Origin of the sequence: Propioniciclava soli (genome assembly GCF_014858005.1) — a bacterium.
GTDB lineage: Bacteria > Actinomycetota > Actinomycetes > Propionibacteriales > Propionibacteriaceae > Propioniciclava > Propioniciclava soli.
The window spans coordinates 195876-210463 of record NZ_JACYOT010000006.1 but is presented as its reverse complement, the minus strand read 5'-3'; the positions used below and the strand labels follow the sequence as shown (position 1 = coordinate 210463).

The following is a 14588-nucleotide window of genomic DNA, read 5'->3' as shown; positions in this document are numbered from 1 at the left end:
CATGCGCGCGCTCCGCACCCTGCTCATCACGGTCATCCTGCTTGGACTGGCCGCGGTGGCGGCCGGCATCGCGGTGGTGCTGTGGTACAGCTACCAGCGCCAGCCGCTGCCCCTGAGCGACCAGTGCATCGCCCTGGTGGCGGACGCCGACGTGGCCCTCACCACCGAGCAGGCGCACAACGCGTCGATCATCGCCGGGGTGTCCACCCGGCACGCGCTGGAGCCGCGGGCCGCGACGATCGCGCTCGCGACGGCGTACCAGGAATCCGGGCTGCGCAATCTGGACCACGGTGACCGGGACTCCCTTGGCCTGTTCCAGCAGCGGCCCTCCCAGGGGTGGGGCACCCCGGAGCAGGTGCAGGACCCGTACTGGGCCTCGGACCGCTTCTACGACGCGCTCGTGACCATCCCCGGCTGGGAAACGGGCGACGTCAACGACGTCGCCCAGGCCGTGCAGCGCTCGGGCTTCCCCGAGGCGTACCGCCAGCACGTCGAGAACGCCCGGCGCATCGCGAGCTCGCTGACCGGCCAGACCCCGGCGTCGTTCTCGTGCCGGGTGGCGAACCCGCCCGCCGGCGACCCGGCCGGGCTCGCGGCGTTCCTGGAGCGGACGCTGCCCGCGGACGTGGTGGTGCGCGACGCCGGTGACCGCGTGGTCGTGGAGGCCCCCACGAACCGGGCTGCGTGGTCCGCGGCGCAGATCGCGGTGGCCCAGCGCGCCAACCACGGCCTGACTCGCGTGGAGCTCGGGGGCCGCACGTGGACGGCCGACCCGCGCGGCTTCGCGTGGTGGGCCGGAGAGGGCGCCGGCGGCACCACGGTCACGGTGCACTTCGACGATCTCGGCTCCCCCACGCCGACGCCCGGCGGCTGAGGCCCGCCTGCGGGTGTGGGCAACGATCGACCCGGTGGGGGCCCGACGGGATAGGGTCGCCGTGTACCGCCCGGTCGCCAGGCTGCCCGGGCACCGCTGTGACCGAACCCCCGCACCGTCAGGAGCACCGTGAGCGATTCCACCAAGTACACCTCCGGCCGGGACGACAGCCTGTCCCGCCCCGTCGCCGACCAGGTCGGCTGGACCGACGCGGACGTCCGCGCCGTCGACACCGTGCGCGTCCTGGCTGCCGACGCGGTCGAGAAGGTGGGCAACGGCCATCCGGGCACCGCGATGAGCCTGGCCCCGCTGGCCTACCTGCTCTACCAGAACGTCATGCGCCACGACCCGTCCGACCCCCACTGGTTGGGTCGCGACCGGTTCGTGCTCTCGGCCGGCCATTCGAGCCTGACCCAGTACATCCAGCTCTACCTCTCCGGCTACGGGCTGGAGCTGTCCGACCTGGAGGCGCTGCGCACCTGGGGCAGCGCGACGCCCGGCCACCCCGAAGTCCACCACACCACCGGCGTGGAGATCACGACCGGCCCGCTCGGCTCCGGCCTGGCCAGCTCGGTCGGCATGGCCATGGCCCAGCGCCGTCAGCGCGGGTTGCTCGACCCGGACGCCGCCCCCGGCGAATCGCCCTTCGACCACCAGATCTGGGTCATCGCCTCCGACGGCGACATGATGGAGGGGGTGAGCAGCGAGGCCTGCTCGCTCGCCGGCCACCAGGAGCTGAGCAACCTCACGGTCGTCTACGACCAGAACTTCATCTCGATCGAGGACGACACCGACATCTCCTTCAGCGAGGACGTCGCGAAGCGCTACGAGGCCTACGGCTGGCACGTCGAGACGGTCGACTGGCGCGGCAGCGCGGGCGCCAGTGGCGAGGCCGTCGAGGACCGATCGGATGTGGAGCGGCGCGCCGGCGACTACGTGGAGGACGTGGACGCCCTCCACGCGGCGTTGCAGGCCTCCCGCGAGCGCACCGACAAGCCCACCCTGGTCATCCTCCGCACGATCATCGCCTGGCCCGCCCCGGACGCCCGGGACACGGGCGAGGCGCACGGCTCCGCGCTCGGTGCCGACGAGGTGGCGGCCACCAAGAAGCTGCTCGGCTTCGACCCCGAGGTGACCTTCCCCGAGGAGGAGGGCGTGCTCGCCCACGCCCGGAAGGTCGTCGAGCGGGGGCGCGATGCCCATGCCGCCTGGCAGGAGAGCTACGAGGCCTGGCGCGAGGCCAACCCGGAGGCGACCCGCCTGCTGGACCGACTCCTCGCCAAGGAGCTGCCCTCGGACGAGGACCTCCAGAAAGCCGTGCCGGTGTTCGATGCCGACGCCAAGGGCATGGCGACCCGCAAGGCCTCGGGCGAGGTGCTCACCGCTCTCGCACCGGTGATGCCCGAGCTGTGGGGCGGCTCGGCCGATCTCGCGGGCTCCAACAACACGACGATGAAGGGTGCTCCCAGCTTCGTCCCCGCCGCCAAGGCGACCGCCAAGTTCCCCGGGGACGCCTACGGCCGCACGATGCACTTCGGCATTCGCGAGCACGCCATGGGGATGATCCTGAACGGCATCGCGCTGGAGGGCCTGACGCGCCCGTACGGCGGCACCTTCCTGGTGTTCAGCGACTACATGCGCCCCGCCGTACGGCTCGCCTCCATCCAGCAGCTGGCGGTCGTCTACGTGTGGACGCACGACAGCATAGGCCTGGGCGAGGACGGCCCGACCCACCAGCCCATCGAGCACCTGGCCGCGCTGCGGGCCATCCCCGGCCTCGACGTGGTGCGTCCCGCGGACGCCAACGAGACCGCGGTCGCCTGGCGGACCATCCTCCAGACGGTGGACCACCCGTCCGCGCTGGCGCTCACCCGGCAGAACGTCCCCACCTTCGAGCGGGGGGACGGAGGTCTGGCATCCGCCGAGGGCGTCGCCCGGGGCGGTTACGTGCTGGCCGAGGCCGAGGGCGGTGAGCCGCAGGTGATCCTGATCGCCACCGGCTCGGAGGTGCAGCTCGCGGTGCAGGCCCGAGAGGCGCTGCAGGCCGACGGCGTCCCCACCCGCGTGGTGTCCCTGCCCTGCCGTGAGTGGTTTGAGGAGCAGGACGAGAGCTACCGCGACCAGGTGCTGCCGAAGGACGTCCGGGCCCGCGTGTCGGTCGAGGCGGGCATTGCGCAGGGCTGGCGCGAGCTGGTCGGCGACGCCGGCCGGATCGTGAGCATCGAGCACTTCGGCGCCTCCGCCGACTACGAAACCCTCTACCGCGAGTTCGGGATCACCGCGGAGGCGGTCGAGGCCGCGGCCCGGGAGTCGTTGGCCGCGGTGCGGGGGGAGGCCCCGGCCCACCCGGGCGGCTCCACCCCGAAGGAACCGAGGGACGACGAGAGCACGCTGGGCGACGCCCACGAGGGCGGCACCCGGTCCACCGATGAGACACAGAAGTGACCACGAAAGGGATCGATCATGACGAACAGTGACGGCAAGCCCACCCCGGAGCCCACCCAGGGCGCGACCGCTGATCGCGAACAGGCCCGGACCACCCTGCACGAGTTGGCCGACGCCGGCGTCTCGGTGTGGCTGGACGACCTGAACCGCCCCATGCTCGCCGACGGCGACCTGGACGGTTACATCGACCGCGGCGTGCTCGGCGTCACCACCAACCCCACCATCTTCGCCACGGCGCTCTCCGAGGGAGAGGCCTACAGCGGGCAGGTCGCCGAGCTGGCCGGCCGGGGCGCCGACGTCGACGAGGCGGTGTTCGCCATCACGACCCGGGACGTGGCGGACGCCTGCGACGCCTTCCTGCCGACCTACGAGCGGACCGCCGGGCAGGACGGCCGCGTCTCCATCGAGGTCGACCCCCGGTTGGCCAGGGACACCGACGGCACGGTCGCGATGGCGAAGCGGCTGTGGGCCCAGATCGACCGGCCCAACCTGCTCATCAAGATTCCGGCGACGGTCGAGGGGCTGCCTGCGATCACCCAGGTGTTGGCTGCGGGGATCAGCGTGAATGTCACCCTGATCTTCAGCCTCGACCGCTACCGCGGGGTCATGGACGCCTACCTCGCCGGCCTGGAACAGGCCCGCGACAAGGGCGCCGACCTCACCACGATCCGTTCCGTGGCCAGCTTCTTCGTCTCGCGCGTGGACGCCGAGATCGACGGGCGGCTGGAGGCGATCGGCTCCGAGGAGGCGCTCGCGCTGCGCGGCAAGGCCGGTCTGGCGAATGCCCGGCTCGCCTACCGGGCCTTCGAGGAAGTCTGCGCCACGGACCGCTGGGATGCGCTGGCCGACGACGGGGCGCACGTGCAGCGCCCGCTGTGGGCCTCGACCGGGGTCAAGAACCCCGAGTACCCCGACACCCTCTACGTCACCGAGCTGGTCGCCGCCCACACCGTCAACACCATGCCCGGCACGACGCTGGAGGCGACGGTGGACCACGGTGAGCTGACGGGTGACACGATCACCGGCTCCTACGCCGAGGCCCAGCAGGTCCTCGACGACCTGGAGCGGGTCGGCGTCTCCTACGACCAGGTCGTCGAGCAGCTCGAGACCGAGGGTCTCGACAAGTTCGAGAAGTCGTGGCAGGAGCTGCTCGACAGCGTCGAGGGCGAGCTGGGCAAGGCCTCCGATCAGGGCGCCGAGGGCCGCTCCTGAGGTCGCCGGCGGGTCGCCGTCCGGCCCGGCGGCTGAGTCGCCTCAGACGAGCGCGGGGCGGTCGCTCTCGAGGGCGCTGAACCGCAACGACCGTAGGACCAGCACCGCCAAGCCGGGGAGGAACCACACCATCCAGGCTCCCCTGCTGCTGGCGAGTACGGCCGGCCAGTCCGTGGCCGTCAGCGCGATGCCGACACTGACGCCGAGGCCCAGGAGCGCCGCCGCCCGTGCGGCGCGCGAGCGGCTCGCGAAGGCGGCCCACACCGTGAGGGCGGCGACGACGACGAACACCCGGGACTGCCAGGCGGCAGCAGCCCCGATGTCAGCGGTCCACCCCCACCAGAGGAGTCCGACGAGGAGGACAGCCACGGCGGCCCGCATCCAGGAGACTTCACGTCCGATCATGTTCACCCACACCTCGCAAGATATTGGCAGTCCCGCCGCGTGCAGCATCTGTTCACTGCCATGTTGCCCAGATCTCTGCATTGCTGGCAGCCCGGATCAAATTCCTAGAACTGGCGTCACTCGCCTCCACGTCCACGACGTGTGCGTGGACTCTAGGCCCCGGAAGCACTCCGGAGCGAGCTTGAAGGGAGAATTCGTCCCTTAGGGCGAGCCATCGGTACCGTTCGGGTTGCATTCTCGTACTTTGGTATGAGGAGTACACAGCCGGTCGTGGCACAGGTGGCAGACCCGCCACGCCGCTCAGTCCTGCCTCAGCCGCTCCACCGCAGCGTCGCTCCGCTCGTCGGACGCCGTGAGCGCCACGCGGACGTGGCGGCGTCCGGCCTCGCCGTAGAAGTCACCGGGCGCGACGAGGATGCCGCGCTCGGCCAGCCAGTCGACGGTGGCGCGGCAGTCCTCGCCGCGCGTCGCCCACAGGTAGAGCGAGCCCTCGGAGTGGTCGATGCGGAAACCGGCGGCCTCCAGCGCGGGGCGCAGCAGCGCGCGTCGGCGGCGATACCGCTCGCGCTGCTCGGCCACGTGCGCGTCGTCGCCGAGCAACGCCACCATCGCGGCCTGCACGGGCCCGGGCACCATGAGCCCGGAGTGCTTGCGGACGCCAAGCAGCTCGGTGAGGATGACTGCGCAGCCGGCCAGGAACCCGGCCCGATAGCCGGCGACGTTGGAGCGCTTGGACAGCGAGAAGGCCGCGATGAGGCCGTCGAGCGATCCGCCATTCACGGCCGGGTCGAGCACGCTGACGGGCTCGGCGTCCCACGCGAACTCGCCGTAGCACTCGTCGGACGCGAGCACTGACCCGGCCGCACGGGCGGCGTCCACCCAGGCCGCGACTTGTTGAGCGGTCAGGATGGCGCCGTGCGGGTTGGCCGGGGAGTTGATCCAGATGAGCCTGGGCTGCGCGGCCGCCGCCTCCGCCGGGTCGTCGGTGGCGAGCACCTCCGCCCCGGCGATGCGGGCGCCGACCTCGTACGTCGGGTAGGCGGTGGTGGGGATGACGACGACGTCACCGGCGCCCAGGCCGAGCTGGAGCGGCAGGTGCGCCACCAGCTCCTTGGTGCCCACGACGGGCAGCACATTCGCGTCCTCGAGGGGCACGCTGTTCCAGCGCTGCTCGGCGTACGCGCGGATCGCCTGCCGCAGCGCCGGCGTCCCCCACACCGTCGGGTAGCCCGCCCAAGCCGGGGCCGCGTCGGTGAGCGCCTGCGTCGCGAGGGCGGGAACGGGGTCGACGGGCGTCCCGACGCTGAGATCAATCAGGCCGCCCGCATGGGAACGGGCGCGCTCACGCGCGCCCGCAATGGTGTCCCACGGGAAGTCGGGCAGGCGGGCCGAGAGGGGCACGCTCACGCCCGGGGTCACTCGCCCTGGGGCGGCAGCGCCTCGACGAGCGCGTGGTCGGCGTCGATCTTGCCCATCTTGGCGGCACCACCCGGGCTGCCGATGGTGTCGAAGAACTTGACGTTGGCGTCGTAGAACTGGGCCTGGTCCGCCGGCACGTCGTCTTCGTAGTAGATGGCCTCGACGGGGCAGACGGGCTCGCACGCACCGCAGTCGACGCACTCGTCGGGCTGGATGTACAGCATGCGGTTACCCTCGTAGATGCAGTCGACGGGGCACTCCTCGACGCAGGCGAGGTCCTTGACGTCGACGCACGGCTGGGTGATCACGTAGGTCATGTATCCGCTCCTGTAGTTCGGGCTCGCTGGGGCGTGCCCGCTCATCGTACCCCGCACGAAAGGCCCCTTGTGAACGACACCGCTCCCGATCTCATCGTCACCCTCACGCCACCCCTGCGGGTGGGGGAAAGGGTGAGCCTTCTGGTGGCTGACGAGGCAGGCAAGCGGGAGGTGATGGGGTTCGTGACCAGGTTGACCGAGGCGGCCGTCGCCGTCGTCGACCGACGTGGCACCGAGCATGCCGTGGCCCGTTCGGACGTTGGCGCCGCCCGCCGCGTCGCCGTGGCGCTGGGGCGCAACCCGGTGGCCACGCCCCGTTCGCTGCTGGACGACCTGGCCGCGCGGGCCGGCGTGGCGGGGGTGCCGTGGGTGGCGCGAATCAGCGCGTTGCTGGCGGATCGGACGCCGCCGGCTGCGGTGCCGGCGTGGGGGGCTGCCGCGGACTTCGACGGGGTGGCGGCGCGGTTCGAGGGCGAGTGGGTGACGCTCGGCGGCGGCTCACCGGCGATCTGGGTGGACGCCGCCTGGTGGGCCACCCGCATGGGGGCCCGCTCGATCCAGGTGCGGACGTCCGACCCCGCCGTCGCAGCGGCGTTGGCGTCGTCCGGTTTCACCGAGCTCGGGCAGGCTGACTCCCAGGGGCCCTCGGGCGGCTGAGGTCTCCCGGACGGTGGGTCGCAGGTGCTGCGGTCCTGGTGGCGCAGGGCCCGTCCTGGTAGACCGTGCGCACTCGTGGCGCCACAGCTCGCCCCGTGGCCCGGGGCGGCCCGGGCTCCGGGGACGGCGCGACACGCACACTCCGGCCTCAAACTCCGCCTCTACCCCTGCCCCCGTGGTCTCCCCTGCCGTCCCGAGCGCCTCCCTGCCCCTCCGGACGCCTCCCTGCCGTTCGCGCACTCCCCTAGCGTTGCAACGCTAGGGAGGAGGGCTTCGGGCGGGGCGGCGCGCCCACCGGCAGGGAGGCGCCGTCAACGACAGGGCGGCGCGCCCACCGGCAGGGAGGCGCCGTCAACGACAGGGCGGCGCGTCCACCGGCAGGGAGGCGCCGTCAACGACAGGGTGGCGCGTCCACCGGCAGGGAGGCGCCGTCAACGACAGGGAGCAGCCGCGTCCCCGCCCGTCCGACCGCGTTCACGTGGCGCACTCCGACCGCGTTCATGCGGCGCATTCCGACCCCACGTGGCGCACTCCGCCCCCACGTGGCGCACCAAGAGCACACGTGACAGTGACGCGCGCCACGTCACCCCAGGTGCGCCACGTGACGCACACGTGGACGCCGCCGACCCCGACCCGGGGCCACCGCAGCCCGCCGCGCCCCACGGTCGGCGCGCCCCAGCTCAGCGACCCACCGTCGGCGCGCCCCAGCTCAGCGCTCGATGCGGTCCGCCCGGGCGTCGGGGTTGGTGCAGACGACGGGCGTCAGCGTGTTGTAGGTCCACTCGAAGGGTTCGGTGCGCACCACCGCACCGTTCTGCCGGAACACCCGGTCGAACCGCACGGTGAATCCCCGCATGCCGCTCTGCGGGCTGCACACGGCGGCGTCGCTGCGAATCGTCTCGCCCGGGCTGCGGAAGTTGCTCTGCACCGGGTCGGTGGCCGTCACGTCGTACACCTTGGTCGACCAGATGCGCACCGTGACGGTGCCCTGCCCCCCCACCTCGGGATTGTTCGTGAACGCCTGGATCAGCACGCCGTAGTCCGTGTCGTTGCGGAACTTCATCTCCACGCTGTTCCAGTCCAGCGTCGCCTCGCGGCCCATGGGGTAGCGGCTGAAGTACAGCGAATGCGGCTTGTGCACCACGTCCTCCAGGCCCGCGAAGAAGATCGCGTTGAACAGCGTGGTCGTCGTCTGGGAGATGCCGCCGCCCATGCGCTCCACGACGCGCCCGCCGTCGATGGCGCCGCCGGCCTTCCACCCGTTGGCCAGGGTCCGCTCCCCCAGCGCCGCGTTCATGCTGAACGTCTCCCCCGGCAGCAGCAGCGTGTTGTTGATCAGCCCGGCCGACTTGCCGATGTTGTTCACCCGGTAAGCCGTGGCGGGGAAGCGTGTGGTGAATTCGCCGGTGATCTCGCGGACGCCGAGCGCCTCGGCCTCGGCAGTGGTCAGGTCGGGCTCCACCTCGGCGATCGTCACGCTGCCGGTCCGCTCGTCGGTGCGCGTCATCGCCTCGCCGACGGCGCGGGCGAGGTCCTCCTTCGCCACGCCCAGCCCGTTCTCGCCAGGCACGACGACGGGGGTCCCGTCGCGCAGCTCGATCGTGGCGTCCTTGGCCTGCTGCAACCCCAACCCCTCCATGGCCGAATCCGCCTGGCCCAGCAGCGTCTCGGCGTTCAGCTCGGGGGCCAGCGCGCCGTCCGCCGGCACGAAGCTCAGCGACGCGCCGATCATCTCGGGCGTCACCTGGAACCCCCGATCCCCGGTCTGGATCGTCACGGGCCCGCTCAGCGCCGGCACCGCCACGGTGTCGCGCGCCTGTTCGGCCTCGGCGGTGGTGATCTCCGGCTCGGTCTCGGCCACGACGGCGTCCACCCGGGTCGCGTCCAGGTAGGCGTCCGCCACCGCGTCCGCCGTGGCCGCCACATCCAGCGCCCGGCCGTTCGAGCCCTCCTGCACCACGGGCGCGTTCGCCTCGATCACGAGCCCGGCGTTCACCGGATCGGCGTTCGTCAACTGCGCCAGCTCGGACGCGACCGCCTCCAGCGTCGGCTCGTCCCGCGCCACCACGGCGTCGACGCTCCGCCCACCAGTGAGGCTGTTCCAGATATCGACGGGATTGAAGCTCTTCTCCACGTCGGCCTCGGCCACCGAGGCGGCGTAGTCGACGGACAGGCCGAACTCGGCCGGCGTCCGCGTCAGCTCCTGCTCCCCGGACGCCAGCGTCATCGGCTCCTCCGCCCGCGCGGTGAGCTCTTCGCTGAGGCGCGCCTCGGCCTCCGGCGCGGCGAGGCGGCCGACCTCCACCCCCTCGATGGTCGTGTTCGGCGGCAGCGTCTCCCCGGACAGGGCGTAGCCCACACCGTAGGCACCCCCGAGCAGCAGCAGCGTCCCACCGGCAAGGGCGGCGTACAGGGGGCCGCGGCGTCGCCTGCGGGCCGGCTCGGTCACGTCGGTGGAATCGGCGGTCATGGTGCTCCCAATCGTCCGGTGTCGTCGACCCATCGTAAGCGGGGTGCGCCCGGCCCATCGAATTCACGGCGAGGCAACAGCCGGGCCGGGGGCCGCACAAGTCGACAGCCCCGGGCCCCAGCCCCCTACGCTGGGCCGGGCGCCGCGACAGGGCGGGGCCGGAATGGGGAGATCACTCGTGCGCGCACTGGTGCTGGGGGGCACAGGATTCCTCGGGGCCGCGCTGTGCCGGCGGCTCGTCGCGGACGGCCACACGGTCACCTCGGTGTCGCGGACGCCCCCCCGCCCCGACGTCCTCCCCCCCGAGGTCACCGTCCGCCTGGCCGACGCCGCGCACCTCGACGACGCCGGCCTGCGCGAACTCGTCGGCGGTCAGGACTGGGTGGTGTACGGCATTGGCCCCGACGACCGCGGCTCCATGGGCCCCGACGCCGCGGCCTTCCTCACCCACGAACTCGTCGAGCCCACCGAACGGATGGCCCGCGCCTGCCGCGACGCCGGCGTCCGCTGCCTGCTGCTGCTGGGCTCCTACTTCGCCTCGGGCGGACGCGCCGACCCCGCCTTCCGTGCCCGCCACCCCTACGTGCACGCCCGCCTCACCCAGCATGAGCGCGCCGTGGCCGCCGGCGGGGACGACCTGACGGTGTGCACCTTGGAGATTCCCTACGTGTTCGGCGTCCAGCCCGGCACGCGGGCGGTGTGGCGCGGCGCCTATGACGCCATCGCGCGCGTCCCCGTCCTCCCCCGCGTGGACGGCGGGACGTCCGCGGCCACGCTCGACTCGGTGGTGGACGCCGCCGCCGCCCTTCTCGAACAGGGCCGCCACGGGGGCTCCTACCCCGTCACCGACGGCGAGCTCCACTGGAACCGCTGGATGGAGCTCGCCCGCGAGGAACTCGGCCTGCCCGTTCGGTTCGTGCCGTGGCCCCGCGTGCTGACGGACGCCGTCGGCGCCGGCCTGTTGCTCGGCCAGCGCCTGCGGCGCCACCAGGCCGGGTTGCAGGCCTCCCGCCTGGGCAGCGACGTGGTGCACACCCACCGGATCGTCGACGGCGCGGCCACCCGCGCCGAGTTCGACCTGCCGAACCGTTCGGGCGACCTGGAGAACCAGATCCGCGCCACCGTCCGCGCCGTCCGCGACGCCAACGACCCCCACTGACGCCCTCCCCGAACCACCACACGAGCCCCCGGCGCGCACGCCGGGGGCTCGGTGGGTCTTGCGCGACGGCCACCGCACACGGCGGCCGTCACCAAGCTATCGCTCTCAGTCGGTCACCAACTCCTTGGCCTTCGCGGCCACGGCGTCGGCCGTCACGCCGTACTTCTCGAACACGACCTTGCCGGAGGCGGACGCGCCGAACTGGTTGATGCCCACGGCCTCCGTGTTCGCGCCGAGGAGGTCCTTCCACCCCACCGTGACGCCGGCCTCGACGACGACCTTCGGCACGTCGGTGGGCAGCACCTCGGCCTGGTAGGCGTCGTCCTGGTCGTGGAACCACTCCACGCACGGCAGGGACACGACGCGCGCCGGGACGCCGTCGGCCTCCAGCTTCTCGGCGGCGGCGAGGGCCACCTCGAGCTCCGAACCGGTGCCGACGAGCACGACCTTCGGCGCGGCCGAGGCCTCCTTGAGCACGTAGCCACCCTTCGCGGTGTTGCTGGCGGCGGCGAAGCCGGTGCCCTCACTCCGATCGAGGGTCGCCATGTCCTGGCGCGACAGGATCAGCGCGACCGGGCGGTCCGTGATCCGCAGGATCTGCGCCCACGCCTGGGCCGTCTCGTTGGCGTCACCGGGGCGCACCACGTCGAGGCCCGGCATCAGCCGCAGGCTCATGATCTGCTCCACCGGCTGGTGGGTCGGGCCGTCCTCGCCGACGCCGACCGAGTCGTGCGTCCACACGAAGATGCTGGGCGCGTTCGACAGGGCCGCGAGGCGCGGCGTCGTGCGCATGTAGTCGGAGAACACGAGGAACGTGCCGCCGTAGGCCCGGGTCAGGCCGTCCATGGCGATCGCGTTGATGATGTTGCCCATGGCGTGCTCGCGGATGCCGAAGTGCAGCGTCCGGCCCCCGACGGCACCGGGGAAGTCGTGGCTGCTGCGCTCCTGCGGCAGGAACGACTTCACCCCCGACATCGTCGTGTTGTTCGAGCCCGCGAGGTCGGCGGAGCCGCCCCACAGCTCGGGCACGGCCTCGGCCAGCGCCGACAGCGTCTTGCCGGACGCCGACCGCGTCGCCATCTTCCCCGGCTCGAACACGGGCAGCGCCTCGTCGAGCCCGGCGGGCGCCTCGTGGCGCAGCAGCCGGTCGAGCAGCTCCGCCTTGTCGGCGTGCGCGGAGCGCCACTCCTCGTAGCGGGGCTCCCACTCCTTCTTGGCCTCGGCGGCGCGCTGGCGCGCGTTCTCGCGCGTCCGGGCCACGAGGTCGGCGTCGATCGCGAACGGCTCGGGCTGGAAGCCCAGCTTCTCCTTCAAACCGGCGACCTCGTCGGCACCCAGCTTGCTGCCGTGGACGCTGTGGTCGCCGGCCTTGGTGGGCAGCGGCCAGCCGATGATCGTGGTGACCTTGATGAACGACGGCCGGTCGGTGACCTGCTTCGCGGCCTCGATCGCGGCGTACAGCTCCTCGACCTTCTCCTCGTACGTGGTGAAGTCGTTGGTGAAGTCCACGTGCTGGGTGTGCCAGCCGTAGGCGTCGTAGCGGGCCTGCACGTCCTCGGAGAACGCGATCTTGGTGTCGCCCTCGATGGAGATGCGGTTGTCGTCGTAGAACAGGATCAGGTTGCCCAGGTTCTGCGTGGCCGCCAGCGAGGACGCCTCGCTGCTGACGCCCTCCTGCATGCAGCCGTCACCGGCGATGCAGTACACGTAGTGGTCGAACACCGAGGTGCCGGGCTCGGCGTCGGCGTCGAACAGCTCGCGGTTGCGCCGCGCGCTCATTGCGAAGCCGACGGCGTTCGCGACGCCGGCGCCCAGCGGGCCGGTGGTGCACTCGACGCCGTCGGTGTGGCCGAACTCGGGGTGGCCCGGGGTCTTGCTGCCCCACTGGCGCAGGCCCTTCAGGTCGTCGAGCTCGAGGCCGTAGCCGGCGAGGTAGAGCTGGGTGTACTGCAGGATCGAGGCGTGGCCCGCCGAGAGCACGAACCGGTCGCGGCCCAGCCAACGTGGATCGGCCGGGTCACCCGCCATCACCTTCTGGTAGAGCAGGTACGCGATCGGTGCGAGGGAGATCGCGGTGCCCGGGTGACCGTTCCCGACGTTCTCGACGGCGTCCGCCGCCAGCACGCGCGCGGTGTCGACGGCCGTCGCGTCCGAATCGGTCCAGGTGAGAGAAGCCATGGTGCCCTTCCTTGGGAGAGTGAGCTCTGCACCCCCAAGGCTAGGTCATCGACCCTGCCGCCCGCCCGCAGTGTCGCGCTGTTGCCCCCTGCCCCCCGCTCAGGCGTCGGCCAACGTCCGGCCGCGTTGCTCCGGCAGGCCCAGCGCGGCCACCGCCCCCAGCGCGAACGCCGCGCCGAACACCCCGAAGAGCAGCCCCATGCCCCCGGCCCCCATCAGGGGCGGCACGATCAACGGGGCGAGGATGGACGCGATGCGCCCGAACGCCGCCGCCGCGCCGGTGCCGGCGCCACGGATCGACGTCGGGTACAGCTCGGGCCCGACGGCGTACAGCGCGCCCCAGGCACCGAGGTTGAAGAACGACAGCAGGCAGCCGGAGACGAGGATCATGGTCTCGGTCGCGGCGAATCCGAACAGCGCGGCGGCCATGGCGGATCCTGCGAGGAACACCGCGAGGGTGAGGCGGCGTCCCCACACCTCGATCAGCCACGCGGCGGCCGCGTACCCGGGCAGCTGCGCGAGCGTGATGATGAGGGTGAACTGGAAGCTGCGCACCAGCGTGAAGCCCTGCTCGTGCAGCAGGCTCGGGATCCAGATGAACGCGCCGTAGTAGGACAGGTTGATGCAGAACCACACGGTCCACAGCGCCAGGGTGCGGCGGCGCAGGCCGGGCGCCCAGATCGAGACCGTGCCCTCCTTCGTGGCGGGGGCAAGGTCGGGGCTCGGCATGCTCTTCACGCCCGCGGACTCCTCGAAGGTGCGCACGGACGCCTCCGCCTCGGCGAAGCGCCCCTTGCTCTCGAGGAACCGCACCGACTCGGGCAGGCCCCAGCGCACCACGAGGGCGTAGGCGGCCGGGACGAGGCCGATGGCCAGCGCCCAGCGCCATCCGTCGGGGCTGGTGGGGATGAGGAAGTAGCCGATGAGCGCGGCGAGGATCCAACCGACCGCCCAGAACGCCTCCAGCGCCACAACCACACGGCCGCGAATCCTCGTGGGCGCGTACTCGCTGACGAGAGTGGACGCCACGGGCAGTTCGCCGCCCAACCCCAGCCCGACGAGGAACCGCAGCGCCAACAGCATCGCCACGGAGGTGGACAGCGCCGCCGCGCCCGTGGCCAGGCCGTAGACCAGCAGCGTCAGCGCGAACACCTGCCGCCGGCCGATGCGGTCGGCGAGCAAGCCGCCGAGTGAGGCGCCGAGCGCCATGCCGACGAAGCCGATCGATCCAATCCAGCTGAGCGTGGTGGAGCTCAGCTGCCAGTGCGCGGCCAGGGCGGCCATGACGAACGAGATCATGCCCACGTCCATGGCGTCCAGAGCCCAGCCGATGCCCGAGCCGAACAGCAGCTTGCCGTGCGCGCGGCTGAACGGCAGCCGGTCGAGACGTTCGGAGCGCGTCAACGTCGTGGTGGGTTCAGCGGCCATGTCGGGCCTCCTGGTGTGCGGACC

Annotated in this window: 11 protein-coding genes; 5 read left to right on the top strand and 6 right to left on the bottom strand. The window is 72.2% G+C overall.

Annotated features, from left to right (window positions below):
• Window position 1: 1 nt before the first annotated feature.
• From IFY26_RS08000 to tal, 3 genes are all read left to right on the top strand, one after another.
• Window positions 2-874: a hypothetical protein gene (locus tag IFY26_RS08000; RefSeq protein ID WP_232548466.1), complete on the top strand. Its 873-nt coding sequence runs from the start codon at window positions 2-4 to the stop codon at window positions 872-874.
• A 171-nt stretch (window positions 875-1045) separates the two neighbouring features.
• Window positions 1046-3319: a transketolase gene (gene tkt / locus IFY26_RS07995; RefSeq protein ID WP_232548640.1), complete on the top strand. Its 2274-nt coding sequence runs from the start codon at window positions 1046-1048 to the stop codon at window positions 3317-3319.
• An 18-nt stretch (window positions 3320-3337) separates the two neighbouring features.
• Window positions 3338-4531 (top strand): transaldolase, encoded by a 1194-nt coding sequence (gene tal, locus IFY26_RS07990; RefSeq protein WP_232548465.1) that lies wholly within the window; start codon window positions 3338-3340, stop codon window positions 4529-4531.
• Window positions 4532-4573: 42 nt separating this feature from the next.
• On the opposite strand, the gene IFY26_RS07985 is transcribed toward tal, so the two are convergent.
• From IFY26_RS07985 to fdxA, 3 genes are all read right to left on the bottom strand, one after another.
• Window positions 4574-4936 (bottom strand): hypothetical protein, encoded by a 363-nt coding sequence (locus IFY26_RS07985; RefSeq protein ID WP_232548464.1) that lies wholly within the window; start codon window positions 4934-4936, stop codon window positions 4574-4576.
• Window positions 4937-5236: 300 nt separating this feature from the next.
• Window positions 5237-6337, bottom strand: a complete 1101-nt coding sequence (gene dapC / locus IFY26_RS07980; RefSeq protein WP_416046568.1) for a succinyldiaminopimelate transaminase — start codon at window positions 6335-6337, stop codon at window positions 5237-5239.
• Window positions 6338-6351: 14 nt separating this feature from the next.
• Window positions 6352-6672, bottom strand: coding sequence for a ferredoxin (gene fdxA, locus IFY26_RS07975; protein ID WP_232548462.1), 321 nt, complete (start codon window positions 6670-6672; stop codon window positions 6352-6354).
• 144 nt (window positions 6673-6816) lie between these two features.
• Between fdxA and IFY26_RS07970 the strand changes: the two genes are divergently transcribed.
• On the top strand, window positions 6817-7329 hold the full coding sequence (locus IFY26_RS07970) for a hypothetical protein (RefSeq protein ID WP_232548461.1): 513 nt from the start codon (window positions 6817-6819) through the stop codon (window positions 7327-7329).
• Window positions 7330-8038: 709 nt separating this feature from the next.
• On the opposite strand, the gene IFY26_RS07965 is transcribed toward IFY26_RS07970, so the two are convergent.
• Window positions 8039-9799, bottom strand: a complete 1761-nt coding sequence (locus IFY26_RS07965; protein ID WP_232548460.1) for a VanW family protein — start codon at window positions 9797-9799, stop codon at window positions 8039-8041.
• A 178-nt stretch (window positions 9800-9977) separates the two neighbouring features.
• Here IFY26_RS07965 and IFY26_RS07960 point away from each other — a divergent pair, with 178 nt between their 5' ends.
• Window positions 9978-10958, top strand: a complete 981-nt coding sequence (locus IFY26_RS07960; protein WP_232548459.1) for an NAD-dependent epimerase/dehydratase family protein — start codon at window positions 9978-9980, stop codon at window positions 10956-10958.
• 105 nt (window positions 10959-11063) lie between these two features.
• Here the strand turns inward: IFY26_RS07960 and tkt (IFY26_RS07955) are convergent, their stop codons facing one another.
• Both tkt (IFY26_RS07955) and IFY26_RS07950 read right to left on the bottom strand, forming a co-directional pair.
• Complete coding sequence (gene tkt / locus IFY26_RS07955) at window positions 11064-13136, bottom strand: transketolase (RefSeq protein WP_232548458.1); 2073 nt, start codon at window positions 13134-13136, stop codon at window positions 11064-11066.
• A 99-nt stretch (window positions 13137-13235) separates the two neighbouring features.
• Entirely contained in the window at window positions 13236-14564 is a 1329-nt protein-coding gene (locus tag IFY26_RS07950) for an MFS transporter (RefSeq protein ID WP_232548457.1), read from the bottom strand.
• Between the last annotated feature and the right edge of the window lie 24 nt (window positions 14565-14588).